Raw genomic sequence first — 25,747 nt, forward strand, 5'->3', positions numbered from 1 at the left:
TTTGCAGGGCCATGTTCTCCCCGATTGTGTAGTCCAACACAAGTCCATGTTTATGGCGATCCTGCGGAATGTGCCCGACGCCTGACTCGGTAATTTTTCTTGTCGGCATGGATGTTAGTTCCTCATTTTTTAATTGGACAGAACCGGATTTTGCTTTTCTCAAACCTGTGATGGCTTCAATCAATTCTGTCTGGCCGTTTCCGTCAACACCGGCGATTCCTACAATTTCCCCTGCACGAACGGCTAAATTTAGCCCATTAATCGCTTTTACTCCGCGGGCATCTTCCACCGTGAGATCTTTAATGACCAGCACATCTTCTGTTGGTCGGGAGTCTGACTTCTTCGTTTTAAAGTGCACTTCCCGTCCGACCATTAGAGCGGCCAGTTCGTCCGGATTTGTTTCGGCCACATTCACCGTACCAATTCCGACTCCCTTACGAATGACCGTACAACGGTCGCAAACCTCCATAATTTCCTTTAATTTATGAGTAATAAGGATAATGGATTTTCCTTCTTGAATCAAACGCTTCATAATCTCAATAAGCTCTTTAATTTCTTGCGGTGTTAAGGCAGCAGTTGGTTCATCAAAAATTAAAATCTCTGCACCGCGATACAGCGTTTTTAAAATCTCAACACGTTGCTGCATTCCAACTGAAATATCTTCGATTTTCGCATATGGATCAACCGCGAGACCATATTGCTTTGATAGTGCTTCAATCGTTTTCGCTGCATCTTTAATATTGATTTTACCGCCCTTTGTCGGTTCGCTTCCTAGAATGATATTTTCCGTGACGGTGAAGTTTTGCACCAACATAAAGTGCTGGTGCACCATTCCGATTCCAAGACGATTGGCCACATTCGGATCAGTAATTTTCACTTCCTGTCCTTTTACTTTTATCTGACCTTTCTCCGGCTGATAAAGACCGAACAATACATTCATTAGCGTAGATTTTCCTGCACCGTTTTCCCCTAACAGTGCATGAATTTCACCTTTTTTTACTTGCAAGGTAATATTGTCATTTGCCACGATTCCCGGAAACTCTTTCCGAATGTTCAGCATTTCGATTACATATTCCAACCTACTCACTCCTCATAGGTTACTTGGCTAAAATAGAAAAAAAGACTCTAACAATAAAAAACTCAGCAGATGCTGAGTCTCTTAAGAAACACTCTTAACTACGTGATAAGCTCAGTCTCCATCAACTATCCATACTGTCCTATTAGAAACAAATGAGCTTTTTATAAGCTAGTTAAAGCCTCTTTACATAAGGGATTGGCAAGCCCCCTTACGGGTTCTTGCCAATCCCTTGGAATTACTTTACTGAAAAGCTTGCAAACTCTTCATCTGTTGCAGGAACTTTCACTTCACCCTTTAAAATTTTTTGTTCCCACTCATCTACTAATTTCAATGCTTCTTCGCTTACGTTCTCAGTTGTAGGAGCAATACCCACGCCATCTTCTTCAAGACCGAATACTACTTCTTTACCTCCCGGGAAGTCACCCTCCATTGCACGTTTTGTTACATCATATACGGCTACGTCTACGCGTTTAACCATTGATGTTAATGTTACGTTTTCCGGCATACCTTCTTCATGCTGATCACGGTCAACCCCGATAACCCATACTTCTTTTCCAGCCTTTTTACGGTTTTTCGCTTCCGTGAATACACCATTACCAGTGCCGCCGGCAGCATGATAAATAATGTCTGCACCTTTGTCATACATCGCAGAAGCAATGGTTGCACCTTTTTCAGGAGCGTTGAAGTTTTCTGCGTATTGGACAAACACTTCAGCTTGAGGATTTACGGCTTTTACACCTGCTTTAAATCCATTTTCAAACTTTTTGATTAATGGAGAGTTAACACCGCCAATGAAGCCGATTTTGTTTGATTTTGTATGCTTCGCAGCTACAACCCCTACAAGGAATGAGCCTTGCTCTTCACGGAATGTGATATTCGTTACGTTATCTAAAAAGACTGGTTGGAATTTGTCATCCATTAATAAGCTGTCCACTAATGCGAAGTGTGCATCTTTATTTTGTTCTGCCACTTTTTGAACCGCATCTTCTAATAAGAAACCAATACCATATGTTAAGTCATATCCAGCATCGGAAAATTTCGCCAAATTCGGTTCATATTCAGCTTGTTCAGTAGATTGAAGGTATTTATACCCTTTTCCTTCTTCCAAGTTATTTTCCTGGCCGAACTTCGTTAAACCTTCCCATGCTGATTGGTTGAATGATTTATCATCAACACCGCCTGTATCTGTTACCATACCGACTTTAAAGTTTGCAGCTTTTTCACTGCCTCCGGATTTCGCTGCCTCTTCGCTTGATCCACATGCACTTAATAATGTGCCTGCTGCTAACACAAGCGATAAGGCTAAGCCAGCTTTACGTTTTTTCATTTGTATGACCCCCAGAAATAGTTGGATTAAGTGTTACAATCATAAAAAAAATGAATCCATTTATTTACTTATGTAACATTCACCTCCTTCAAAGCGCATCCACTTCCAATTATTAATCTTCTGATCATTCTTATTAAAAAAATTAAACTCTTTTTCTTAAAACATGGAAACTAAACTTATCCGCTTTAAAATAGTTTAATGAATACAAAATGGGCTCATCATTTTGATCATAATGCATTTGCTTCAACGCCAGCAATGCCGTTTCCGGTTCACATTCCAGCACTGGCGAAACCTTTTCATGATAACCAAGAGGCTCAATTTGTGCGACCGCATAGGAAATATATTTACCTGACTGATCATTTAAAATATCTAATAAAGATTCTTTTTCATGTGAAAATTGTTTAGGTAAATACTTCTTCAATACTTTGTCAACACAATATACAACAGGCTCTCCGTCGGCTGTTCTCACACGCTCTACGTACAAGATGTCATCATTTTCTGAACAATTAAAGCGGCGCATATCATCTTCAGTGGGCCTTTGAACATGTGACGAGATAAAAACTGTCCCCGGTGTCATCCCAGCCTGCTGAATCATATGTGTAACACTGTTTAATTGCTCAATTCCTGATGTGAAAGTAGGGCGGGTATTCACAAATGTACCGACACCGTGCCTGCGGACTACAATATTTTCTTCTTCCAAAATCCGCAATGCTTCTCTTAAAGTTGCACGGCTTACTCCTAATTGCTTTGATAAATCAAACTCTGAAGGCAACTTTTCTCTTTCTTTATAAGTCCCTTCCTCAATTAATTGTTTAATTCTGTCAATCACTTGCAAATACAAATGTCGACTATCTGCCTTAATAGACATATAGTTTCCCCCACTATCGTTTTATGTCATCAGACCTCTGATGTTTGACTAGTACTTTTAATCGAAAATACTATATCATTTTTCAACACATAAATAAATAGGTTATATTCATTTTGTTAAAAAAACCTTAACAATGTTGCATATTTGTAAAAAGGGTATTTTCTTTTCCTCTAAAAACTTTTATAAAATATCATTTTTTCATATTTTCGACACAAAAGAGGTACGTACATCTATTTTTCGGAAATACAAATCTTAATTAGTATAACACATTTAGATTTCATACTTTCACTATCATTTTGTCGCTTACCCTGTCTTAGTATAAAAAAGGTGTTGAAAAAGAGCAAATCCCTTTGTTCAACACCTTAACCATTATGAGCTCACTTCTTCATTTGATGGAGAAATGAGTACGGAACGCGGCTTGCTGCCCTCATAAGGACCGACGACACCGCGGACTTCCATTGCATCGATAAGTCTTGCAGCCCGGTTATATCCGATTCGGAAGCGGCGCTGCAACATTGAAACAGACGCTGTCTGCATTTCCACGACGAGCTGAACCGCTTCATCGTATAAATCATCCTCAAAGTCATCTTCCGATTCCGGTGTATCTTTCGGAATCATATCTTCTTGGTATTGTGCTTTTTGTTGAGAGATGACAAAATCTACAACTTCTTCCACTTCTTCATCTGATAGAAAGTTTCCCTGCACACGGACGGGTTTGGATGCCCCGACAGGAAGGAACAGCATATCTCCTCGGCCGAGCAGTTTTTCTGCTCCGCCCATATCTAAAATTGTACGTGAATCCGTTTGAGAAGAAACACTAAATGCAATACGCGACGGAATATTCGCTTTAATGACCCCTGTGATCACATCTACAGATGGACGCTGTGTTGCAATAATCAAATGAATCCCGGCAGCGCGTGCCATTTGCGCTAAACGAGTGATTGAGTCTTCTACATCAGAAGAAGCAACCATCATTAAATCGGCGAGCTCATCCACAATCACGACAATATAAGGTAATAATGGCTGTTTGGCTTCCGATTCTTGATTATGTCGTTTCACGTGTTCATTGTATCCCTCAATGTTACGTGTGCCGGTATGGGAAAACAGCTCATATCGTCTCTCCATTTCACTTACCACTCGTTTTAACGCCTGTGACGCTTTCTTTGGATCAGTGACAACCGGAGCTAACAAATGCGGAATGCCATTGTACATGTTCAATTCAACCATCTTCGGATCAATCATCATCAGTTTGACTTCATGAGGTTTTGTTCGCATTAACAAACTGACAATAATCCCATTAATGCACACACTTTTTCCGCTTCCCGTTGCACCAGCCACAAGTAAGTGGGGCATTTTGTTTAGCTCAGCCAACACGGCTTCACCTGAAATATCACGTCCAAGGCCAATGAGGAGCTTTGCATCTGGACGGTTGTTTTCTTTCGATTCCAACACTTCCCGGAGCGAGACCATCGCTACTTCTTCATTTGGCACTTCAATTCCAACTGCAGATTTACCAGGGATCGGAGCCTCAATACGTATGTCTTTTGCCGCGAGCGCCAAGGCTAAATCATCACTTAAATTAACGATTTTACTCACTTTTACCCCTACGTCGGGATATACCTCATATTTCGTAACAGCCGGACCAAGATGAACTTTTGCCACTTTTGCCTTTACTCCAAAGCTTTGAAAAGTTTTTTCCAATTTTTGGGCATTTGAATATATATTTTTATGCTCTTTTGCCTGGTTGCTCTTTTTCGGCATCTTCAATAAGTTTATCGGTGGCAGTTCATACTTGGTGTTCTCCTCTTCGATAAAGCTCATGACTGGGGGTTTCTCTTCCTCCTTCGGCTCTTCATGTTTTGGAACAGTCTTCACTTCTGTTATCTTCTCGGCAGGAAGAGGCTGCAGATCTTCTTCTGTTACAGATTCTTTATCAAAGTGTTCAATGATAGGGGGCTGTGAAACTTCCAACTGCTCATATGCCTCGTCCGTTTCTTCCTCTACCTCCGGCTCTTTAGGAATGGACGGTTTCTTTTTGCGCTTTGGTTTCTTCCGTTTGTTTTTCAGCCGCTGCAGCCAATCTTTTATATCAAGCAAGCCTTCTTTTGTTTCGCTTACAAGAAATGAAAGGACCGGGGATAACAGCTTATAAAGTGTTTCACGCAGCGATCTTCCTGTAACAAGGATAAAACCAATGATTATCATGATAAAGGCAAAAAACTCGGTGCCTAATGAATCAAATAAGTAATAAAAAGCCGCAAACAAAACAGCCCCGATCATTCCTCCTCCAAGATCACGGGGAACAGACTGACCTTTTGCCTCCAGCAAGAACAAATCCCATGTATTTAAAATAACAGACGGATGGGCAAAAGCCCCGTCCCTTGATAAGTTTTCAAACAACTTCACATGGCTTAATAATAAAATAGCGGCGAATATAATATATACGCCTATAAGCTGCCTTGTCACGAGCCTTGGCCAGCGCAGCTTGAAAATGATAAAAATTGATAAAATGAGTAAAGCAAGCAAGCTTACCATGTACCATTCTCCTGTAAATAGGCGGAAGAACAGCGCGAGGGAACGGCCGACAACCCCGAGGTTTGCCATCGCAATACAAGAGATGGCAAACAATAATAAGCCCGTTAATTCAAAGCGAATTATTCGTTTCCATTCCTCTTTCTTTGCTTCACTTCTCTTTTTTTGTTTTGCCATTCTTTCACTCCAATCACTTCATGAGGTTGTCTCATAAATCTAAAACTTCCTATTTTTATTTTCTCGTTATGTATGGAATAGACCTTCCTATTTGAGCCGACAATTTATATACAAAAGAAGGCCCGTCTCATCAGGCAGCCCCATCGTTATCTGGTTTTGAGACAACCGCTTCTTAATAAAGCCATGTTAAGATATGTCGCACGAATGAGCCAAAAATAGCGAACACCTACATGATACTTTAACAAATCCTTTAATAAAAAAAACAGCCACTTAAGGCTGTATAATGAGACTGTTTATATGTTATTATATCATAATTTTCCTCATGTTACATGTAGAGACGATTAGAAAGATGCGTTTATAATCTGTCCAGGATAGTATCGATTATTTAAATAATCCTGCGGGTTTGTGCTCAACAAGCGAACCACTTCATACTGCTTTTGATCATTTTCCATGACAATCATAGACAAACCATTGATATCAATGACTTTTTGCTTGCCATATATACTCATATCCATCGGAAACACCAGTTCTTGAGGCATCATCGTATAAAGTATCATTGTAATAATTGATTCCCTTCTTTCAATTGTCCATGTTGTTCAATTAATTCATTGAGCTTTCGGATGGCTTCACCCACTCCTCCAACTTCATCAATTAATCCATATTCCACCGCATCAGATCCCACAACATTTGTCCCGATGTCCCGTGTTAAATTTCCTTTTGAAAACATTAACTCTTTAAACTTTTCTTCTGAAATATTTGAGTGTTGAACGACGAATTGCACGACACGCTCCTGCATTTTATCTAAATACTCAAACGTTTGAGGTACTCCAATGACTAAACCCGTTAAGCGAACAGGATGAATCGTCATTGTCGCCGTTCTGGCAATGAACGAATAGTCGGTAGAAACCGCTATCGGCACCCCGATGGAATGTCCTCCTCCCAATACAATGGAAACCGTCGGCTTTGATAGAGAAGCAAGCATTTCAGAAATTGCTAAACCAGCCTCCACATCGCCGCCGACGGTATTTAAAATAACAAGCAGTCCCTCGATATTTGGATTTTGTTCAATGGCAACAATTTGTGGAATAACATGCTCATATTTTGTTGTTTTATTTTGAGGCGGTAACTGTACATGGCCTTCGATCTGGCCTACAATCGTTAAGCAGTGAATTTTAGAATCCTGTGACATTTGTGGAACATTCGTCTGTCCAAGCTGCTGAAGCTTTTCTACGACTTCGCTTTTATTTACTTCCTTCTTTTCGGGATTTTCTTGCTGAGGTTGCATATTTGGTTGTTCAGTCATGCTTTTTCCCCTTTCCAATCTTAATATTGTTATTATGGGCTTCAATTACTTTTTCATACTTGTCCCTTTATCGTTAAGATTGATGAAACATGCCGGTTTCCATCCTTTCAATAAGCTAAAGCAAAATGCGCATAACATATCCGTTCATCAAAATGATCCAAAAACAAACGTTGTTCTCTAAAAAACGTATGAAACAATAAAAAAGGGATTTAAAAAGTGTCTGGCTGACACTTTTTAAATCCCTTTTGACTTTGAGCTTTCTTGCTTACACTTCCATAATGATTGGTAGAATCATTGGTTTTCGTTTTGTTTTTTCAAATAAAAATTGATTGAGAATTTCACGCATACTTGACTTTAAAGAAGACCATTCAATCATTTGCTCTTTCATGCATTTATCTAATATTTGTTTCACAATGCCGGTAGCTTCTTCAAGCAATTGTTCCGATTCACGAACATATACAAATCCGCGGGAAAGGATTTCAGGACCAGCTGCAATTTGCTTACGCTGCTTATCAATCGTCACCACGACAATTAAAATTCCATCCTGGGAAAGAAGGCGGCGATCTCTCAACACGATATTCCCTACGTCACCGATACCAAGACCATCAATTAATGTGTTGCCAGCCGGCACTTTCCCTCCTGTATGGACTTGGCCGTTCTTAAATTCTACTACGTCTCCTTTTTCCAGTACAAACACATGGGATGGAGCTATGCCTACCGATTCTGCCAATCTAGCATGTGCTGTTTGCATGCGATACTCCCCATGAACTGGAATAAAATACTTTGGTCGCATTAAATTGAGCATAAGTTTAAGCTCTTCTTGATGGCCATGATCGGAATGCTGCACGAGCTTTTTGCTGTATAGAACATTCGCCCCTGCACGGAAGATTAAATCAATCGTTTTTGAAAAAGAAGTTTCATTACCCGGAACAGGCGTTGCCGCTATTAATACCGTGTCCCCTTCTTCAATATTCACTAATTTATGCACTTGCTTAGCCATTCTCGCCAAAGCAGCAATCGGCTCTCCTTGACTTCCCGTCGTTAAAACAGCCACTTCGTGCTTCGGATATTTCTCGATATCCTGTGGGGAAATGAACATATCTTTTGTTTCCTCTATATGGCCAAGCTCCATTGCAATTTCAATCACACGCCACATGTTTCGGCCAACGACCGCTATTTTACGTTCATGTTTTTTCGCTGCTTCAATTACTTGTTGAATGCGGTTTACATTGGAAGCATGGGTCGCAATAATCATTCGGCCTGTCGCATTATAAAAAGCATCTGAAATCTCTTGTCCCACAATGGCCTCTGAGCTTGAATGGCCGGGACGTTCTGCATTCGTACTATCAGATAACAAGTATAAAACACCTTTATTTCCAATCTCAGCCATCCTGCCGATATCTGCTTTATACGCTCCTACCGGTGTTTGATCGAATTTGAAATCTCCCGTATGTACAATGGCACCTTCCGACGTATGAATACATATTCCAATAGAGTCTGGAATACTGTGATTCGTTCGAAAGAAAGAAACATCCACTCCATCGAAACTTATAACCTCATCCGGATCAATGACACGCAGTAAATGATTTTTCGTGACCCTGTACTCGTCTAACCGCTCTTTTACCAATGCAATCGTCAATTTCGTTCCGTAAATAGGCACGTCCAATCTCTTAAGAATGAAAGGAAGTCCGCCGATATGATCTTCATGGCCATGGGTAAGAAAGATGGCTTTGACCCGCTCTTTACGCTCAATTAAATAGGTAATATCAGGAATGACAATATCAATACCGAGCATCTCATCTTCAGGAAACATCAATCCCGCATCCACAAGAAAAATGTCACCGTCTACTTCAACCCCATACATGTTTTTTCCGACTTCCCCTACTCCACCTAGTGCATATACTTTAATATTTTCTGTCTTTTTCATAATGAATACTTGCCCTCCTAGAATGACATAGCCCGCTCAAAGTCACTTGATATCATTATAACTGATGAAATATTTAGAATACAAGACAATAATCCCCCGTTTTATAAAATGGGGGATTATTGTCTTTTCAGACTTAATGGCCTGATGTATGATGGTAGTCGTTTCGCTATCATTATAAGAAAAGAATGTTTCTAAAAAGAAAGAAACCGTCAAAGAAGCGTATGACACCTGCTTCTTATGACGGTTCCTTTTTAGAAGAACTACTTATTTTAAATGGATTGAAGAATACCTGTTAATACCGTGCGCTCTTCCTCGGATAACGGAACAAGCGGAAGACGGACAGAGCCAACATCTAATCCTTTTAACTGTAAAGCTGTTTTAACAGGCGTTGGGCTAGGTGCCGCAAATAGTGCCTTCATGATCGGCAGCAGCTTTTGATGTGCCTTCGCGGCTTTTGCTAATTCGCCGTTTTCAAAATCTTTGATCATCTCTTGCATTTCATTGCCGATGATATGAGAGGCCACCGATATAATTCCATTACCGCCAATCGCCAATACGGGCAATGTCAAAGCATCATCGCCGCTGTATAACGCAAAATCCTCGTCTGTGTTAGCAATGATTTCAGTCATCGCATCAAGGTCACCGCTTGCTTCTTTAACGGCTACGACATTTGGGAGTTTAGATAGCTTTATAACCGTATCGGCAGCAATATTTGTGACAGCACGCCCCGGAACGTTATAAAGCATGACAGGCAGGGATGTGCTTTCGGCAATCGTTTTAAAGTGTTGATAAAGTCCTTCCTGGTTTGGCTTATTATAGTATGGTGCCACCAGCATAATGGCATCCACACCGGTTTCTTCCGCTTTTTTTGTCAATTCGATGGAGGCATATGTGTTATTGCTTCCCGTACCCGCAATAACAGGTACTCGTCCGTCTACTACCTCTACAACATGGCGAAATAAAGCTAATTTTTCTTCTGTTGATAAAGTAGGAGATTCACCGGTTGTTCCAGCAATCACCAATGAATCGGTGCCGTTTTCAATTAAATAATTGACAAGCTTGGTTGTTTTAGGAAAATCGATATTCCCTTTATGGTCAAAAGGCGTAACCATGGCGGTCGACACTTTCCCGAAGTTAATCATATTTCCACTCCCTCATTATTCGTTTCCTGCCTTTGAGAGTTCAAAAGCAGCGTGAAGGGCATTTACTGCTTCTTTTAAGTCGTCTTCTTTTACCAATACCCAAATCGTTGTATGGCTGTCCGCAGATTGTAAAATTTGAATGCCTCGTTCTGATAAAGCACCTACAATTTTAGCTGCTACTCCGGGCATTCCGGTCATCCCTGCACCCACGGTCGATACTTTCGCACAATGTCTCGTGACAACAGGTTCATAACCAAGTTCTCTTAAAACACCAATTGCCCTATCCGTAACGTCATTGGTAACAGTATACACAACGCCTTTCGGCGAAATGTTGATAAAATCTACACTGATTTGTTCATTTGCCATTGCTTTAAACACTTCTGCCTGCAAGTCATAGTGACCTTCTTTGGCAAACACTTTAATTTGGGTCACGCCTAATACATGAGCGATACCTGTGACCAGTCGTTCTTGAACATCGCTTCCCCTTTGTCTGGCGTTTGCCTGGGATGTCACTAGTGTCCCTTCAGACTCCGAATAAGTAGAGCGTACACGAATCGGCACTTTCGCCTGCATCGCAATCTCTACTGCACGCGGATGAATCACTTTGGCTCCTTGATAAGCCATGTTACAGATTTCATTATAGGTGACGACGGAAAGAGGCCTTGCATCTTCCACAATGCGCGGATCCGCCGTCATCACTCCTTCTACATCTGTAAAAATATCAATAAACTCTGCATTCAAGGCTGCACCAAGCGCTGAAGCAGATGTATCGCTGCCTCCTCGTCCTAGCGTTGTCATATCCCCATTTTCAGTTGCTCCCTGAAAACCGGCGACGACCACAACATCATGGTATTCTAATTCTTCCAATAAACGGCCGCACTTCATCTCAATGATTTTAGCATTGTTGAAATCGCTGTTTGTCAAAAAGCCAGCCTGTGCACCGTTTAAAGCTGCTGCTTTAACCCCGCGACCATTTAGAAGGTTTGTAAACACAACTGAAGAGATTAATTCTCCACACGACATTAACATATCGAGTTCTCGTTTACTTAACAACGCTTGATTTCCGCCTACAAGCGAAAGGAGTGTATCCGTTGCATACGGCTCGCCTTTTCTTCCCATGGCTGATACAACTACGACTACTTTATATCCTTCACTTAGCGCTCTTCGGATGTGCTTATAAGCTAAATCACGTCCTTTTTCGTCGCGAACTGATGTACCACCAAATTTCTGAACGATGATTTTCATACTTGCTTACACCTCGTTAGCCCGCTTCATGTTTTATTATACAAGTCCGAGCTTAATTAATGATTCGGCAATCTGTACAGAGTTCCATGCAGCGCCTTTTAATAAGTTATCAGAAACAACCCACATATGAAAGCCATTATCTTTATTTAGGTCTTTTCGGATACGTCCAACAAATACTTCCCGTTTTCCTACACAGTCAGCAGGCATTGGATATACTTGGTTTGCCGGATCGTCTTGTAATACGATACCCGGCGCGTGGGCAAGCAATTGTTTTACTTGTTCTACCGTTACACCATCTTGCTCTAATTCGATATACACAGACTCGGAGTGGCCCGTCACAACCGGTAAGCGCACGCATGTCGCTGCCACTTCAAGTTCAGGCATATGCATGATTTTTTTCGTTTCATTAATCATTTTCATTTCTTCAAACGTAAAACCGTTATCTTGGAACTTATCAATTTGAGGGATGGCGTTAAAAGCAATTTGATAATGCTTTTCTTCACTCTTCACAGGTAATACTTCCGGAGTAAACGGTTCATCGTTTAAAATTGCTTTTGACTGTTCTTTTAATTCTTCGATTGCTACAGCACCTGCACCTGATACCGCCTGATAAGTGGAAACAATAACTCGTTGTAACCCAAACTCTTGACGAAGCGGTTCTAAGGCCGCTACCATTTGAATGGTTGAGCAGTTCGGATTGGCAATAATGCCGTTATGCTCTTTAATGTCCCCTTCGTTTACTTCGGGCACAACAAGCGGTGTATTTTCATCCATACGGAATGCACTTGTATTATCTACTACAATCGCTCCACGTTTAACGGCTTCCGGCGCTAATTCTTTCGAAATACTGCCGCCTGCGCTAAATAATGCAATATTGACTCCTTCAAAGCTCTCTGGCTTCGCTTCTTGAACTGTTACTTCTTCCCCTTTAAATAAGACTTTCTTTCCTGCTGAACGCGCTGACGATAACAGCGTTAGTTTACCAATAGGAAAATCTCTTTCTTCTAATGTTGCAATCATTTGCTGCCCAACCGCACCTGTTGCTCCTACTACAGCTACATGTAACCCGGATTGTTTTGTCATATCATTCGCCTCCAACTGTTTTCATTCAACAGCAACTAGATTTATTATCATTTAATTTTAAAAATAATATGGACTATTTTATCATACTATTGCGTTAAAAAAGATGTGATTTTATAAATTTCTCTTCTTTAACGCATGGGAAGCCTCCCACATTACAATCATTGTAACACAGGAGGCGTGTATAATCTTACTATATACTATTCTAACAATATGATTTAGCTTTCGCTATCGCGAAATTTTTCAATAATCACCGGTTGAAGTTGTTTACCTTCAAGTGCAGCTATCACTGTATCGGTTAATAAGCTCATACGTGCCACCATTGAGTTTGGCTTTTGTTCAGGGGCATCTTGGCCGAATGGGATGAAATAAATATTTTTGGCGGCCATTAAACGCATAATGTTTACCCCATTTAAACCAAGGGCGTCATTTGTCGATATCCCTAATACAACGGGCTTATGATTTCTCATGGTAGCTTTTGCCGCCATCAATACCGGTGATTCATTCATCGCGTTCGCAAGCTTACTCAATGAATTTCCTGTCATTGGTGCGATAACCATGCAGTCTACTGGAATTTTCGGTCCCATCGGTTCAGCTTTAACGATGGTATCGATTACTTTGTTTCCTGTAATTTCTTCCACTTTTTTAATCCAGTCTTCACCGTTGCCGAAACGTGTATCAGTCGTTTGGACTGTGTAGGAAACGACCGGTACCACTTCGGCCCCCAAATTAACGAGTTTTTCGAGTTCTGGCATTACCTCCTCGTACGTACAATGAGATCCCGTTAACCCGAATCCAATACGCTTTCCTTTTAACATCATGGCTGATTCCCCTTTCTTTTATCTAAATCCTCAGATAATAATTCACAGAGAACATTTGCCACAATTTGGCCGGCTGTCTTTGGTGCTACAATACCAGGTAAGCTTGGAGCAAGCATTGCTTTGATTCCTCGCTTTTCAGCATAACGAAAATCGGTTCCTCCCGGTTTGGAAGCTAAATCAATAATGAGGGAATGGGAAGGCATCTTGGAAATGACATTGGCTGTCAGTACTTGATAAGGGATTGTGTTAATACAAATATCAATGTTTGAAATTTCATTCGCTAACCGGTCCAAATGAAAAGGAGTTAAGGCCATCTCTGTAATCCGAGCAAGGTGCTGAGATTTTCTCGCTCCAACTTTTACGTTGGCTCCAAGAGCTGCAAAAGTGCGGGCTACACTCATTCCAACTCTTCCCAAACCCAATACTGCAACATTTGAGCCGTGAATGGTAAAATCGGTATGTTGAATAGCTAGCATAATAGTTCCTTCAACCGTTGGAATTGAATTGTAGATGGCAACATCATCTCGCTCAAATAATTGAATGAGTTTACGGTTTGTATTTTGAACAAGCATATTTAAATAGTCATTGCTGATGCCAGAATAAACAGTGCAGTATTCAGGTGTTGAGCCTAACATCTCTTCTTTTAAGTACACTTTTTCATTAGAAAAAATGGTATCGATTTGACCCTCATGGTTTACGCCGCGCACAGGCAGAATGATGGCATCGATTTGAGAGAAATCTACTTCATGGATTTGATATTTAGTCGCTCCAGCAAAACCGTGATCAAGTTGGTCAAAACCGACAAGAGAAATTTTGGCGTCCAATTCTATCAATTTTCGAATTACTTCTAGCTGTCTGGCATCACCGCCGATTACTGCGATGTGCATATCCGTCAACATCTTGTTATCCACCTTCTTTTATGATATATGTGAATGTTCACAAGTGCCCAATAGCCTCTGCTACTTCCACATTGTATGTGTAAACAAAAGAATCGGTGAAACGTTGACTAGCCATTATTGAAAATTAAAAAAGGGATACAGCCCAACCATGGAAAAGCATGTGATTGGGCTGTATCCCTTAAAATATACCATCATGTCATATACACTCTGTCAATCCAACTTAAATATTTTGCATGATTCATTCCGCTTGGACCCATATTCCCGCTACTCTGCCATATAATCCTCAATGTCAATGATAATCATATCAGAGCCAATTTTCTTGATATGGCTCCACGGGACACGAATCTCGTTTCCTTGCCGCTTGAATCCAAACCATTTGACGGACGGAATAATAAGAGCATTAATTTGGCCCGTTTGCTCATTAATTTCCAGGTCTGTCTGCCCGAGCACACCGAGCCGTTCCGCTTTTTTCACATCGACGATTTCTTTTCCACTCAATTCGCTTAAGCGCATATTTACACACCCCTTTTGTTCTTTTATTAACTATTTTATAAAAGAGGCTAACATTTTAAGACACCTTAATTTCATTTCAAGGGGCTCTTTTGAAAAAAGAGCCCCTTGAAATGAAACAGGTACTGTCAGCATTGCAGTACCTGTTCATTAGCTCATCATTTTGTTTGAAGTCCTTTTGGCATTTCCCCGCTCGGACTGATCAACGAGAGCGCAAACGTATCTGTAAAAATATCTCTTGCCAGCTTATCTACACTTTCTTTTGTGACATTGTTTACAAGATCAATAATCTCATCCAATGAACGATGCTGCCTCAGAAGAAGTTCATTTTTTCCGTTCCGGCTCATACGGCTGTTGGTGCTTTCCAGGCTAAGCATGAGGTTTCCTTTTAATTGCTCCTTGCTGTTATGCAGCTCTTTTTCTGTAATTCCCTGATCTTTTAACTGGTAGAGTGTCTCTTGAACCGTGTCATACAACATATCGAGTTGATTGCTTCCCGTCCCCCCATAAATCGTTACCATTCCGGTATCACGATATGCAGAGTGATAGGAGAACACGGAATAAGCTAGGCCGCGTTGTTCACGAACATCTTGGAACAAACGGCTGCTCATGCTACCGCCTAAAATATTATTAAGGACAATTAAGCTGTATACATCATCGGCGCCAATTTTTAGTCCTTTGAATCCAAGGCATAAATGAGCCTGCTCTGTTTCTTTTTTACGCGCGAGCTTATTCGGATGAAATTCCGGGGTCACAAATGTTTTAGGCTCATGACCGGTTTCATAAGAACCGAAATATTGTTCCGCTTTTTTAATGAAGCTCTCTTCCACATTTCCAGCTATTGAGATGACAACATTTTCCGGTATGTATGTTTCATTCATATATTGGCGAAGCGTATCTCCGGTAAACGTGTCTAATGTTTTCTCCGTCCCTAAAATCGGATAACCAAGCGGATGAGACTCATAAGCAGCCTTACTTAACAAGTCATGGACAATATCATCCGGCGTATCTTCATACATTTTGATTTCCTCATAGACAACATTTTTCTCACGCTTCAGCTCTTCTTCGTCAAAAACGGAGTTGAAAAACATGTCTGCCAGCACGTCAAGTGCGTGATCGGCATGCTCATCTAGTACTTTGGCATAATAACATGTATACTCCTTAGACGTAAACGCATTCACTTGACCTCCAATTCGGTCAAAGCTTTCCGCAATTTCACGTGCTGAACGCGTTTTCGTTCCCTTAAAAAACATATGCTCCAAAAAGTGGGAAACTCCATTGAGTTCAGGCGTTTCATTGCGGGATCCCGTTCCGATCCAAATTCCAATTGCGACTGAGCGAACAGTTGGGATATTTTCTAATACGATTCTTACACCATTTTGACAAGTATATCGTTTTATCAAGCTAGTGCCTCCTATCTCTTTTGAACAGCTTGTTTTTTAATGATTCGCTCTTCACTTAACAAAGTCGAAACATCCCCCAGGCTGTAGCCTTTTTGTTTAATTTCATTCACCAATTGATCGAGAGCCTTTGCCGTCGATTCTGTCGGGTGCATCAGTACCAGAGCTCCAGGATGAATTTTTGTGATGACACGTTCGATTAGTATGTGAGGCTGGGGCTTTTGCCAGTCAATTGTGTCTACACTCCACATAATTGTTCCCATTTTCATCTGTGATGCAATATCGACCACTTCCTGGCGATAACTTCCGCTTGGAGGAGCAAACCATTTACACGTTTCTCCTGTGACTGATTGAATGACATCATTCGTTTTCTGAAGTTCATCTTTTATTTGGTTTTCGCTTATTATTTTCATGTTCGGATGAGAAAAAGAATGGTTTCCGATTTCATGACCGGCAGCAACAATCATTTTGGCCATATCGGGATTGTTCTTTGCCCATCTTCCTTCCAGGAAAAACGTTGCTTTTACATGATGTTTTTTTAATGTTTCTAATATTTGCGGAATATATTCGTTCCCCCACGCTACATTGATAATGAATGACACCATTGGTTTTTCCGGATGTCCTTTATAAATGGGTGTCGGCGGCAAATCCTTCAAATGGACGGTTGGAGGAACCTGTTTATAGATCAGCTTCGATTCATCAAATGATCCGGTTTTTTTCATGTTGTCATAGGAAGCCTTTATATCCACCTTTAAGCCATTATACCCCGGAATAAGTTTCCACACTCTATCAACTTTAGCATTTTCAGGTTCAATTTCATAGTTTTTTGCTTTTTCTTTAATTTGTTCATATAAATCGCTCGTCTCCCTGGCGACAGGCAGTGCTTCAGCTTTTAAATCATTGATATAATAGGATGTGTAAGGGTTTTGAACGGTACCGTATGTTATAACCAATACAACGCTAAAAGCGAACAGCTGAATTGTCATTCCCTTCATTTATGCTTCCCTCCTCTTACTAAAAAATATGTATGGAGGGGACAAGGTAGAACATGGACAAGGGAGAAACGACTGAAAGACAGGGTGCCGCTTTTTGACTCTGCCCGAAGAAGCAAAATGGCCGTAGAGGCTCATCCGTACAGTCTCCGCCTTTTATGCAGTCAAAAAAAGCCGGGATTTCCCGACTTTTTGTTTATTATTGTTGAGCTTCTTTTTGCTCTTTTTGTTCTTTTAGTACTGCTTTACGCGATAAGTTTACACGTCCTTGCTTATCGATTTCCATAACTTTGACTAAAATTTCATCACCGATGGACACAACATCTTCCACTTTGCCTACTCGTTCTTCAGCCAACTCGGAAATATGCACAAGACCATCTTTTCCACTGAATAGTTCAACGAAAGCACCAAACTTTTCAATTCGTTTCACTTTTCCTAAATACATTTGGCCAACTTCCACTTCACGAACAATATCTTCGATAATTTTTTTCGCTTTTTGATTCATCTCTTGGTTGACAGAAGAAATGAAAATCGTACCATCTTGCTCAATATCAATTTTGACGCCGGTTTCTTCAATAATTTTATTGATTTGTTTACCGCTCGGCCCAATGACATCGCGAATTTTATCAGGGTTAATCGTCATCGTTAAAATTTTCGGTGCGTATACAGAAAGTTCTGTTTTTGGCTTATCAATGATCGTTAACATATGCTCTAAAATATGCATACGGCCTTCTTTTGCCTGTTGCAATGCTTCTTCTAAAATTTCGCGGGATAATCCTTCAATTTTGATATCCATTTGAAGGGCTGTTACACCTTTGGATGTACCCGCTACTTTAAAGTCCATATCTCCTAAATGATCTTCCATTCCTTGGATATCTGTTAAGATCGTGTAATGCTCGCCGGATTTCACAAGACCCATCGCAATACCCGCAACTGGTGCTTTAATCGGCACCCCTGCATCCATCATGGCAAGGGTACTTGCACAAATACTTGCTTGAGAAGTGGAACCATTTGATTCTAATACTTCTGATACAAGGCGGATTGTATACGGGAAGTCTTTTTCGGATGGGATTACAGGCTCAAGGGCACGTTCTCCCAACGCACCATGACCGATTTCACGACGGCCAGGTCCTCTCATTGGTCCTGTTTCCCCTACGCTGAATGAAGGAAAATTATAATGATGCATAAAACGTTTAGACTCTTCGATTCCAAGGCCATCCAAAATTTGAACATCACCTAATGCACCTAACGTACAAATGCTGAGCGCCTGGGTTTGTCCCCGTGTGAATAGCCCGGAGCCGTGCGTGCGAGGCAATAATCCAACTTCTGAAGAAAGAGGACGAATTTGGTTTATTTTACGGCCATCCGGACGTACTTTCTCCACGGTAATTAAGCGGCGCACTTCTTCTTTCACCAGCTTAGACAAAATTTCTTTTACTTGTTTTAGAGTGTCTTCGTCCGCTTCTTGTTCTTCAAATTTTCCAACTATATCTTCTTTTACAGCATTAATGGCTTCTTCACGCGCATGTTTTTCCACAACCTGAACAGCACGGTTAATATCTTGCTCAGCCATTTCACGGATTTGTGCTTCAAGTTCCTTATCCGTTTCGTATAACCGCACTTTCATTTTTTCACGGCCGACTGCCGCTACAATCTCCTCCTGGAATGCAATTAAACGCTTGATTTCTTCATGCCCAAACATGATTGCTTCAAGCATGATTTCTTCCGGTACTTCATCAGCTCCTGCTTCTACCATGTTAATGGCATCTTTTGTTCCTGCTACGACAAGGTGAATGTCACTTTTCTCCATTTGTTCAACAGACGGGTTAACAACGAATTCATTGTCTACACGACCAACGATTACACCGGCAATCGGACCCTGAAATGGGATATCAGAAATGGAGAGAGCAAGTGATGAGCCAAACATCGCCGCTACCTCGGAGGAGTAGTTTTGATCCACGCTCATTACCACACTAACGACTTGAACTTCGTTTCGGAAACCATCCGCGAATAAAGGACGAATCGGCCGATCGATTAGGCGGCTCGCTAAAATCGCTTTTTCACTCGGTCTTCCCTCACGCTTAATAAATCCACCCGGGATTTTACCAACCGCATAGAGTCTCTCTTCATAGTTTACAGTTAACGGGAAAAAGTCTACACTTTTCGGTTCCTTTGACGCAGTGGCTGTGCTTAATACAACCGTATCTCCGTAACGAATTAATGCAGAACCGTTTGCTTGCTTGGCAAGCTGGCCGACTTCAACCGTCAGCGGGTGGCCTGCTAAATTAATGGAAAATACTTGTTTTTCGTGTTCCATATTCACGAGTGCCCCTCTCTACTATATGTATCTAATCTAAAACAACTATTTGTTATTATGGACAAAATCAGAAATCTATTTCACGTTATGTAAAATGTACATACTAAAAAAGCGGGAAAAATCCCGCTTTTTTACAATTATCGACGTAAACCAAGTTTGTTAATTAACTCACGGTAACGAGTTACGTCTTTATTACGTAAGTAGTTAAGTAAGTTACGACGTTTACCGACCATTTTTAAAAGACCACGACGAGAGTGATGATCCTTTTTGTGAGTACGCAAGTGTTCATTTAGCTTATTGATTTCTTCTGTTAGGACAGCGATTTGAACCTCTGGTGAACCAGTGTCGCTCTCATGAGTTTTGAACTGGCTGATGATTTCGTTTTTACGCTCTTTTGTGATTGCCATCCTATTCACCTCCTTAATTTTAAACCCCGGTTACCTAGCATAGCGTTGGTGAATCGCAATGCCAAGAAACGGTTATCTAACATACATTTGATATCATACTATGTTTATTTTATAAATGCAAGTTTTTTATTTATTTTGTACACTTTTTAGCAATGATTTCCTTAAATTCAAAGAAAAATACGTCTCTGCCTGTTGCTTATCAAAAGAAATTTGGTTAACCAGCTCTTCTATACCGGAGAATTTTCTCTCCGTACGGAGCATTTTGTGCCATTTTACCATCACATCTTGATCATAAATATCTTCCTTAAAGGAAAAAAGGTGAACTTCAATCGTTGGTTTATCCAGATGCTGATGAAAAGTGGGCTTATATCCCACATTACAAACCCCTTCATACCATGTATCGTTTACAAGCATTTCAACGGCGTAAACGCCCACTTTTGGAATCAAATATTGATCGCTCAATTCAATGTTTGCCGTCGGAAAGCCAATGGTTCTTCCCCGTTTGTCACCATGGACGACTTTTCCTTTTACTGTATAATGTCTTCCTAATAAGGAAGGGAGTTCTTCTACTTTTCCTTCTTTCAAACAATCGCGAATAAGTGTGGAACTAACCTTTTCATTATGTTTGCTTGTCAATTTTTCTACTATCGTTTGAGTGAATCGATTCCGTGAATGGAACGGCATGGTTTCCATTGTACCTTTTCCAAGCTTACCGTACGTGTAGTCAAAGCCTGCCACAACATGCTGTATATTTAAACCAATGACATACTGGTCTACAAACTCTTGGGGAAGTAAGCCTGCAAAATCTTTATCAAAATGAATCAAATATAAAATATCGATTCCTAACTCTTCAATTTGCTTTATTTTATCAGGCAGCGGCGTAATCATCTCAACATGCTTGACGTCCCTGCCAAGGACTACTGAAGGATGCGGGTAAAAAGTCATAACGGCGCTCGAGAGACCTTTTTGTTCCGCAATCTTTTTCGCCGTTAAAATAACGTGCTGGTGTCCCAAATGAACCCCGTCAAAATATCCTAACGCCACGACTGAAGGAGACATTGCTTCACGGCTGAAATGATGTGGATGCTGAATTTCGATTGTTACCAAAGTTCCCGTCACCTTTCCTCTTCCCAACAATGAAAGTTAAATCGCTAATACTTTTGTTGGTTTAATTAAGCCTTCCTTTTGTGGATGCTTTTCATAGATGGCTAAACATGTTCCGGTCGAATCAATCATTAAAAATGGGCCTTGCTCTATGTCTATATCCATATCCTCAGGCTTAGGCAGCACTGCGCCATTTTTTACTTTCTCTGCTAATTTATCATTTATTTGCAGTTTCGGCAAATGAAAAAGCGCCTTTTCAATAGGAAGGAGATATTGCTGAATCTCATGCTTTTCCACATATTCTTCAATCTCTTCAAACGTCAGGCAATCATCTAAAGTAAAGGGGCCCGAAGCGGTACGGATTAAATCGGACATATGGGCGGGATAGCCTAGTTTTTCTCCAATCATGACTGCAAGCGTTCTTACATACGTTCCTTTACTGCATGTCACTCGAAAGCGAAACGAAATCGTCTCTCCTTCGAACACTTGCCGCCCATCAAGCAATGTCAGTTCATGAATGGTAATGGCTCTTGTCGGGCGTTCCACTTCTATGCCGGCACGCGCATATTCGTATAGCTTCTTCCCGTTTATTTTTACCGCGGAATACATAGGGGGTGTTTGTTCAATCGTGCCGGTCAGAGATTGCAATACACCTAAAATGTCCTCCTTTGTGATAGGAGACGTTACCGCTTTCTTCTCTACCAATTCACCGGAAGCATCTTCTGTTGTTGTAGAGAAACCGATCGTCACGTCTCCTTCATATGTTTTGGTTGCCGCCGTTAAATATTCCACAATTTTTGTCGCCCTTCCAATACAGATGGGAAGCACACCTGTTACATCCGGATCCAATGTACCCGTGTGTCCTACTTTTTTTGTCCTCAACAGTTTACGTACTTTAAACACACAGTCATGGGATGTGAATCCTTTTGGTTTATTCAGCACTAATACGCCTTCCACTCTGCTGCACTCCTTTTTTATGTATGATGTCATGTATGCTGCGACTTTACAAGATGTATGTACCATGTTCTTTCATAGCTTTCGTTTTTGTTATTTATTTGAAAAGGACCTTTCTCTTAAAACCTGTTTTATCAACAAGTCAACGCGAAAGGTCCTTTTCGGATGGATGATCCTCCTATCCTCAAAGAAAGGATGTAGGGACCATTCCTTTATGTCATTTATTGTTCATCTTGCTCATCATTTTTCTCTTTTTGAATTTCATGGAGCAATGATTCAATACGATTTCCATAGTCGATTGACTCATCAAATTCAAAAATGATTTCAGGTGTTTTACGCAGACGGATACGCTGGCCGATTTCAGATCGAATAAAGCCTTTTGCTTTCGCCAATCCTTTCAACGTATTTTGGCGTTGTTCTTCATCTCCTAACACAGAGATGAACACTTTTGCCTGCTGCAAGTCTCCTGTCACTTGTACGTCCGTTACTGTAACGAAGCCGATGCGAGGGTCTTTAATTTTGCGACTGATGATTTCCCCTAATTCTTTTTTCATCTGTTCGCCAACTCTGGTTGGTCTTAACTTCATCCCTATCACCTCACTTATAACCACTCAAACGATGTCGCCGCACGTTCAATTTCGGGAAAAGAATCAATCATGTTCAACGCTTGCTGCAATTCTTTTTCCGTTGTTTGCCGTGCTGATGAAATGGCTACCATTCCAATCTTGGTGCGTTGCCAGGTATCCTGATAATCCAGTTCTGAGACTGATATATTATAGCGCTGCTTCAACCTCATGATGATTCGCTGAAGAACCGCGCGCTTTTCTTTAAGAGACCCTGCATCATAAATGATGCACTCGCACTCAACATATCCAATCATTTGCGCTCAATTTCTTCCATTACGTACGCTTCAATGATATCTCCTTCTTTAATATCATTGAAGTTTTTAATCGTAATACCACATTCATATCCTTGAGAAACTTCTTTTGCATCATCTTTAAAACGTTTCAGCGCGTCCACTTCACCTTCGAAGATAACGATACCGTCACGAATTAAGCGGATGCTGCTGTCACGAGTAATTTTACCTTCTGTCACATAGCTTCCGGCAATCGTACCAACTTTAGATACTTTAAATGTTGTACGTACTTCGACCTGGCCGATGACTTTCTCCTCGAATTCCGGATCAAGCATCCCTTTCATTGCCGCTTCAATTTCTTCAATTACTTTGTAAATAATGCGGTGTAAACGAATGTCTACCTTTTCGGCCTCCGCTACACGTTTAGCATTTACATCCGGACGGACGTTAAAACCAATCACAATGGCATTGGATGCACTTGCCAGCATAATGTCATACTCCGTAATAGCCCCTACGCCTGTATGGATAATTTTAACGTTTACGCCTTCCACTTCAATTTTTTGTAATGATGCCGCTAATGCCTCGACAGAACCTTGTACATCGGCTTTTACGATCACGTTAAGATCTTTCATTTCACCTTGTTTAATTTTTTCGAATAAATCTTCAAGGCTAACGCGAGATTTCTCGCCGCGCTGCTCTTGTAATTGTTTCTGAGCACGTGATTCACCGATTTGACGGGCTTTTTTCTCATCTTCAAATACCATGAAGCGATCGCCTGCATGTGGTACTTCGTTTAATCCTGTAATTTCAACAGGAGTAGAAGGACCTGCTTCTTTCACACGGCGGCCAAGATCATTAACCATGGCGCGAACACGACCGAATGTGTTACCTACAACGATCGGATCCCCAACGCGCAATGTACCGTTTTGCACTAGTAACGTTGCTACAGAACCGCGTCCTTTATCCAATTGCGCTTCAATTACTGTACCCAACGCACGGCGATTTGGATTTGCTTTAAATTCTTCCACTTCACTCACAAGAAGAATCATCTCAAGCAAGTTATCAATACCTTCACCTGTTAGTGCTGAAAGCGGACAGAAAATAGTGTCGCCTCCCCAAGCTTCCGCAACGATTCCATGTTCCGTTAACTCTTGCATGACACGATCAGGATTAGCCGTTTCTTTATCAATTTTGTTTACCGCCACAATAATTGGCACTTCGGCTGCTTTTGCATGGTTGATCGCCTCAATCGTTTGCGGCATAACGCCGTCATCAGCAGCCACAACAAGGATGGTGATATCTGTTACTTGAGCGCCGCGTGCACGCATTGTCGTAAAGGCTGCGTGACCAGGTGTATCAAGGAACGTAATTTTCTTGCCGTTGACTTCTACTTGATATGCCCCAATATGCTGTGTGATTCCGCCCGCTTCGCCTGCTGTTACCTTTGTATTGCGGATAGAATCAAGAAGCGTTGTTTTACCGTGGTCAACGTGACCCATGATTGTCACAACCGGCGGACGTTCGCGAAGGTCTTTTTCATCATCGATGATTTCAATTGTTTCAAATTCTTGTTCATTGATTACAATCTCTTCTTCTACTTCTACTCCGTACTCGCCTGCAATTAGCTCAATCGCATCTTTGTCAAGCTCTTGGTTGATGGTAGCCATGACACCTAAAAGGAAAAGTTTTTTAATGATTTCAGACGGCTCTTTGCCTAATTTCTTTGCTAATTCTGCAACGGTTAAGCTTTCTGAGAAAGTGATTTTCTCTGGAAGCGGCTTTTCTTTTCGTGGTTGAGGCTGGTGTTGTGTTTGCTGATGCTGAGGTCTTTTGCCCTTTTTATTGTTTCGATTGTTGTTGCCTCTGTTGAAAGGCTTTTTATCGTTAGATGCATTCCCTTTTGCTTGAGGTTTCTTTTTACCGAATTTCTCTTCCCCTGCAGCAGGAACATCTTCTTCTTCATAGCTTTTTAGTGTTTGTTTAACCACACCTTGAGCTGCATTGGAATTCCCTGCTTTTTTCTCTTCTTTATCATTTTTCAAGAAAAAAGAATCCAATTTTTTTACCGCATCCGGCTCAACGGTTGCCATATGATTAGATACTTCTACACCATGTTCTTTTAACTTGTTGATCACATCTTTACTTGAAAGATTATGTTTTTTTGCATATTCGTATACACGAACTTTGCTCATACTTTCACCCCCAAAAAAATTAATCGAGCATTGTCATCATTTTTTTCGAAAATCCTTCATCTACGATCGCAACGACCACACGTGCATCCTTGCCGATTGCCTGCCCAAGTGCATAGCGATCCGGTACTTGTTTGAGAGGGACTTTATAAAACAAACATTTGTCGGATATTTTTTTAATCGTATTAGCCGACGCATCTGCTGACACCAAAACCAATTTGGCTTTGTTTTTCCGCACCTCATTGATAACAAGTTCTTCACCTGAAATGACTTTTCGCGCTCGATTTGCTAGTCCCAAAAAAGATTGCCATTGTTCTTGTGTCATTAGTTCGCCTGTTTCTCCTTTTCCACGAGCTCTAACAGCTGTTCGTAAATCTCATCACTAACCTGAGCACCTAAATGGTTAGCTAAGGTGTTTTTCTTCTTCGCAAGCAAAATGGCATCTTTATCTTTGCTTAAATAAGCGCCGCGACCAGACTTTTTGCCAGTTAAATCTATTGAGACTTCGCCTTCCTTCGAGCGAACGATTCGTACAAGCTCTTTTTTAGGCTTCATTTCTTGTGTAGCCACACACTTGCGCATTGGTACTTTTTTACGATTGTTCACCCGGTTTCACCTC

General features: G+C 41.0%; 24 protein-coding genes. All 24 read right to left on the reverse strand.

Annotated features, from left to right (window positions below; all coding sequences use genetic code 11):
* A partial coding sequence (locus ACFOU2_RS03020; protein WP_377912060.1) for an ABC transporter ATP-binding protein occupies positions 1-1,078 on the reverse strand: 1,078 nt, incomplete at its 3' end.
* Positions 1,079-1,313: 235 nt separating this feature from the next.
* Positions 1,314-2,405: a BMP family lipoprotein gene (locus ACFOU2_RS03025; RefSeq protein ID WP_377912062.1), complete on the reverse strand. Its 1,092-nt coding sequence runs from the start codon at positions 2,403-2,405 to the stop codon at positions 1,314-1,316.
* A 142-nt stretch (positions 2,406-2,547) separates the two neighbouring features.
* The gene (locus ACFOU2_RS03030; RefSeq protein WP_377912064.1) at positions 2,548-3,273 is read right to left on the reverse strand and encodes a GntR family transcriptional regulator; all 726 of its coding nucleotides are present in this window, start codon (positions 3,271-3,273) and stop codon (positions 2,548-2,550) included.
* Between the two features lie 369 nt (positions 3,274-3,642).
* Entirely contained in the window at positions 3,643-5,982 is a 2,340-nt protein-coding gene (locus ACFOU2_RS03035; RefSeq protein WP_377912066.1) for a DNA translocase FtsK, read from the reverse strand.
* A gap of 341 nt (positions 5,983-6,323) precedes the next feature.
* Positions 6,324-6,539, reverse strand: coding sequence for a YlzJ-like family protein (locus ACFOU2_RS03040; RefSeq protein WP_377912068.1), 216 nt, complete (start codon positions 6,537-6,539; stop codon positions 6,324-6,326).
* The gene (locus ACFOU2_RS03045; RefSeq protein ID WP_377913544.1) at positions 6,536-7,267 is read right to left on the reverse strand and encodes a ClpP family protease; all 732 of its coding nucleotides are present in this window, start codon (positions 7,265-7,267) and stop codon (positions 6,536-6,538) included. The genes ACFOU2_RS03040 and ACFOU2_RS03045 overlap by 4 nt, the downstream gene beginning before the upstream one ends.
* Before the next feature lie 283 nt (positions 7,268-7,550).
* Positions 7,551-9,212 carry a ribonuclease J gene (locus ACFOU2_RS03050; protein ID WP_377912070.1) on the reverse strand — a complete coding sequence of 554 codons (1,662 nt, stop codon included), beginning with the start codon at positions 9,210-9,212 and terminating at the stop codon, positions 7,551-7,553.
* A 269-nt stretch (positions 9,213-9,481) separates the two neighbouring features.
* Positions 9,482-10,354, reverse strand: a complete 873-nt coding sequence (gene dapA / locus ACFOU2_RS03055) for a 4-hydroxy-tetrahydrodipicolinate synthase (RefSeq protein WP_377912072.1) — start codon at positions 10,352-10,354, stop codon at positions 9,482-9,484.
* 15 nt (positions 10,355-10,369) lie between these two features.
* Complete coding sequence (gene dapG, locus ACFOU2_RS03060; protein WP_377912074.1) at positions 10,370-11,599, reverse strand: aspartate kinase; 1,230 nt, start codon at positions 11,597-11,599, stop codon at positions 10,370-10,372.
* A 36-nt stretch (positions 11,600-11,635) separates the two neighbouring features.
* Entirely contained in the window at positions 11,636-12,682 is a 1,047-nt protein-coding gene (gene asd / locus ACFOU2_RS03065) for an aspartate-semialdehyde dehydrogenase (protein WP_377912076.1), read from the reverse strand.
* Positions 12,683-12,897: 215 nt separating this feature from the next.
* Positions 12,898-13,500 (reverse strand): dipicolinate synthase subunit B, encoded by a 603-nt coding sequence (locus tag ACFOU2_RS03070; RefSeq protein WP_377912078.1) that lies wholly within the window; start codon positions 13,498-13,500, stop codon positions 12,898-12,900.
* Positions 13,497-14,399: a dipicolinic acid synthetase subunit A gene (gene dpaA / locus ACFOU2_RS03075; protein ID WP_377912080.1), complete on the reverse strand. Its 903-nt coding sequence runs from the start codon at positions 14,397-14,399 to the stop codon at positions 13,497-13,499. The genes ACFOU2_RS03070 and dpaA overlap by 4 nt, the downstream gene beginning before the upstream one ends.
* A 264-nt stretch (positions 14,400-14,663) precedes the next feature.
* The gene (locus ACFOU2_RS03080) at positions 14,664-14,912 is read right to left on the reverse strand and encodes a YlmC/YmxH family sporulation protein (protein ID WP_377912082.1); all 249 of its coding nucleotides are present in this window, start codon (positions 14,910-14,912) and stop codon (positions 14,664-14,666) included.
* 155 nt (positions 14,913-15,067) lie between these two features.
* On the reverse strand, positions 15,068-16,312 hold the full coding sequence (locus ACFOU2_RS03085; RefSeq protein ID WP_377912084.1) for a M16 family metallopeptidase: 1,245 nt from the start codon (positions 16,310-16,312) through the stop codon (positions 15,068-15,070).
* An 11-nt stretch (positions 16,313-16,323) separates the two neighbouring features.
* Positions 16,324-17,304 carry a polysaccharide deacetylase family protein gene (locus ACFOU2_RS03090; protein WP_377912086.1) on the reverse strand — a complete coding sequence of 327 codons (981 nt, stop codon included), beginning with the start codon at positions 17,302-17,304 and terminating at the stop codon, positions 16,324-16,326.
* A 196-nt stretch (positions 17,305-17,500) separates the two neighbouring features.
* Positions 17,501-19,618 carry a polyribonucleotide nucleotidyltransferase gene (gene pnp, locus ACFOU2_RS03095; RefSeq protein WP_377912088.1) on the reverse strand — a complete coding sequence of 706 codons (2,118 nt, stop codon included), beginning with the start codon at positions 19,616-19,618 and terminating at the stop codon, positions 17,501-17,503.
* A 137-nt stretch (positions 19,619-19,755) separates the two neighbouring features.
* Complete coding sequence (gene rpsO / locus ACFOU2_RS03100; RefSeq protein ID WP_377912090.1) at positions 19,756-20,025, reverse strand: 30S ribosomal protein S15; 270 nt, start codon at positions 20,023-20,025, stop codon at positions 19,756-19,758.
* Between the two features lie 126 nt (positions 20,026-20,151).
* Complete coding sequence (gene ribF, locus ACFOU2_RS03105; protein ID WP_377913546.1) at positions 20,152-21,132, reverse strand: bifunctional riboflavin kinase/FAD synthetase; 981 nt, start codon at positions 21,130-21,132, stop codon at positions 20,152-20,154.
* Between the two features lie 36 nt (positions 21,133-21,168).
* Entirely contained in the window at positions 21,169-22,086 is a 918-nt protein-coding gene (gene truB, locus ACFOU2_RS03110) for a tRNA pseudouridine(55) synthase TruB (RefSeq protein ID WP_377912092.1), read from the reverse strand.
* A 218-nt stretch (positions 22,087-22,304) separates the two neighbouring features.
* Entirely contained in the window at positions 22,305-22,670 is a 366-nt protein-coding gene (gene rbfA / locus ACFOU2_RS03115) for a 30S ribosome-binding factor RbfA (RefSeq protein WP_377912094.1), read from the reverse strand.
* Positions 22,671-22,684: 14 nt separating this feature from the next.
* On the reverse strand, positions 22,685-22,963 hold the full coding sequence (locus tag ACFOU2_RS03120; RefSeq protein WP_377912096.1) for a DUF503 domain-containing protein: 279 nt from the start codon (positions 22,961-22,963) through the stop codon (positions 22,685-22,687).
* Entirely contained in the window at positions 22,960-25,131 is a 2,172-nt protein-coding gene (gene infB, locus ACFOU2_RS03125; RefSeq protein WP_377912098.1) for a translation initiation factor IF-2, read from the reverse strand. The genes ACFOU2_RS03120 and infB overlap by 4 nt, the downstream gene beginning before the upstream one ends.
* Positions 25,132-25,150: 19 nt before the next feature.
* Entirely contained in the window at positions 25,151-25,453 is a 303-nt protein-coding gene (locus ACFOU2_RS03130) for a YlxQ family RNA-binding protein (protein ID WP_377912100.1), read from the reverse strand.
* Positions 25,453-25,734, reverse strand: coding sequence for an RNase P modulator RnpM (rnpM, locus tag ACFOU2_RS03135; RefSeq protein ID WP_377912102.1), 282 nt, complete (start codon positions 25,732-25,734; stop codon positions 25,453-25,455). Before rnpM ends, ACFOU2_RS03130 begins: the two co-directional genes overlap by 1 nt.
* Positions 25,735-25,747: the final 13 nt, after the last annotated feature.

It is taken from the genome of Bacillus songklensis, assembly GCF_042649685.1.
GTDB classification, from domain to species: domain Bacteria; phylum Bacillota; class Bacilli; order Bacillales; family Bacillaceae_H; genus Bacillus_BA; species Bacillus_BA songklensis.

Coding starts and splice junctions, on each gene's coding strand:
- ACFOU2_RS03025 (WP_377912062.1), bottom strand. CDS start 2,405: ATGAAAAAACGTAAAGCTGGCTTAGCCTTATCGCTTGTGTTAGCAGCA.
- ACFOU2_RS03030 (WP_377912064.1), bottom strand. CDS start 3,273: ATGTCTATTAAGGCAGATAGTCGACATTTGTATTTGCAAGTGATTGAC.
- ACFOU2_RS03035 (WP_377912066.1), bottom strand. CDS start 5,982: ATGGCAAAACAAAAAAAGAGAAGTGAAGCAAAGAAAGAGGAATGGAAA.
- ACFOU2_RS03040 (WP_377912068.1), bottom strand. CDS start 6,539: ATGATACTTTATACGATGATGCCTCAAGAACTGGTGTTTCCGATGGAT.
- ACFOU2_RS03045 (WP_377913544.1), bottom strand. CDS start 7,267: ATGCAACCTCAGCAAGAAAATCCCGAAAAGAAGGAAGTAAATAAAAGC.
- ACFOU2_RS03050 (WP_377912070.1), bottom strand. CDS start 9,212: ATGAAAAAGACAGAAAATATTAAAGTATATGCACTAGGTGGAGTAGGG.
- dapA (WP_377912072.1), bottom strand. CDS start 10,354: ATGATTAACTTCGGGAAAGTGTCGACCGCCATGGTTACGCCTTTTGAC.
- dapG (WP_377912074.1), bottom strand. CDS start 11,599: ATGAAAATCATCGTTCAGAAATTTGGTGGTACATCAGTTCGCGACGAA.
- asd (WP_377912076.1), bottom strand. CDS start 12,682: ATGACAAAACAATCCGGGTTACATGTAGCTGTAGTAGGAGCAACAGGT.
- ACFOU2_RS03070 (WP_377912078.1), bottom strand. CDS start 13,500: ATGATGTTAAAAGGAAAGCGTATTGGATTCGGGTTAACGGGATCTCAT.
- dpaA (WP_377912080.1), bottom strand. CDS start 14,399: ATGTTGACGGATATGCACATCGCAGTAATCGGCGGTGATGCCAGACAG.
- ACFOU2_RS03080 (WP_377912082.1), bottom strand. CDS start 14,912: ATGCGCTTAAGCGAATTGAGTGGAAAAGAAATCGTCGATGTGAAAAAA.
- ACFOU2_RS03090 (WP_377912086.1), bottom strand. CDS start 17,304: ATGAAGGGAATGACAATTCAGCTGTTCGCTTTTAGCGTTGTATTGGTT.
- pnp (WP_377912088.1), bottom strand. CDS start 19,618: ATGGAACACGAAAAACAAGTATTTTCCATTAATTTAGCAGGCCACCCG.
- rpsO (WP_377912090.1), bottom strand. CDS start 20,025: ATGGCAATCACAAAAGAGCGTAAAAACGAAATCATCAGCCAGTTCAAA.
- rbfA (WP_377912094.1), bottom strand. CDS start 22,670: ATGAAGTTAAGACCAACCAGAGTTGGCGAACAGATGAAAAAAGAATTA.
- ACFOU2_RS03120 (WP_377912096.1), bottom strand. CDS start 22,963: ATGATTGGATATGTTGAGTGCGAGTGCATCATTTATGATGCAGGGTCT.
- infB (WP_377912098.1), bottom strand. CDS start 25,131: ATGAGCAAAGTTCGTGTATACGAATATGCAAAAAAACATAATCTTTCA.
- ACFOU2_RS03130 (WP_377912100.1), bottom strand. CDS start 25,453: ATGACACAAGAACAATGGCAATCTTTTTTGGGACTAGCAAATCGAGCG.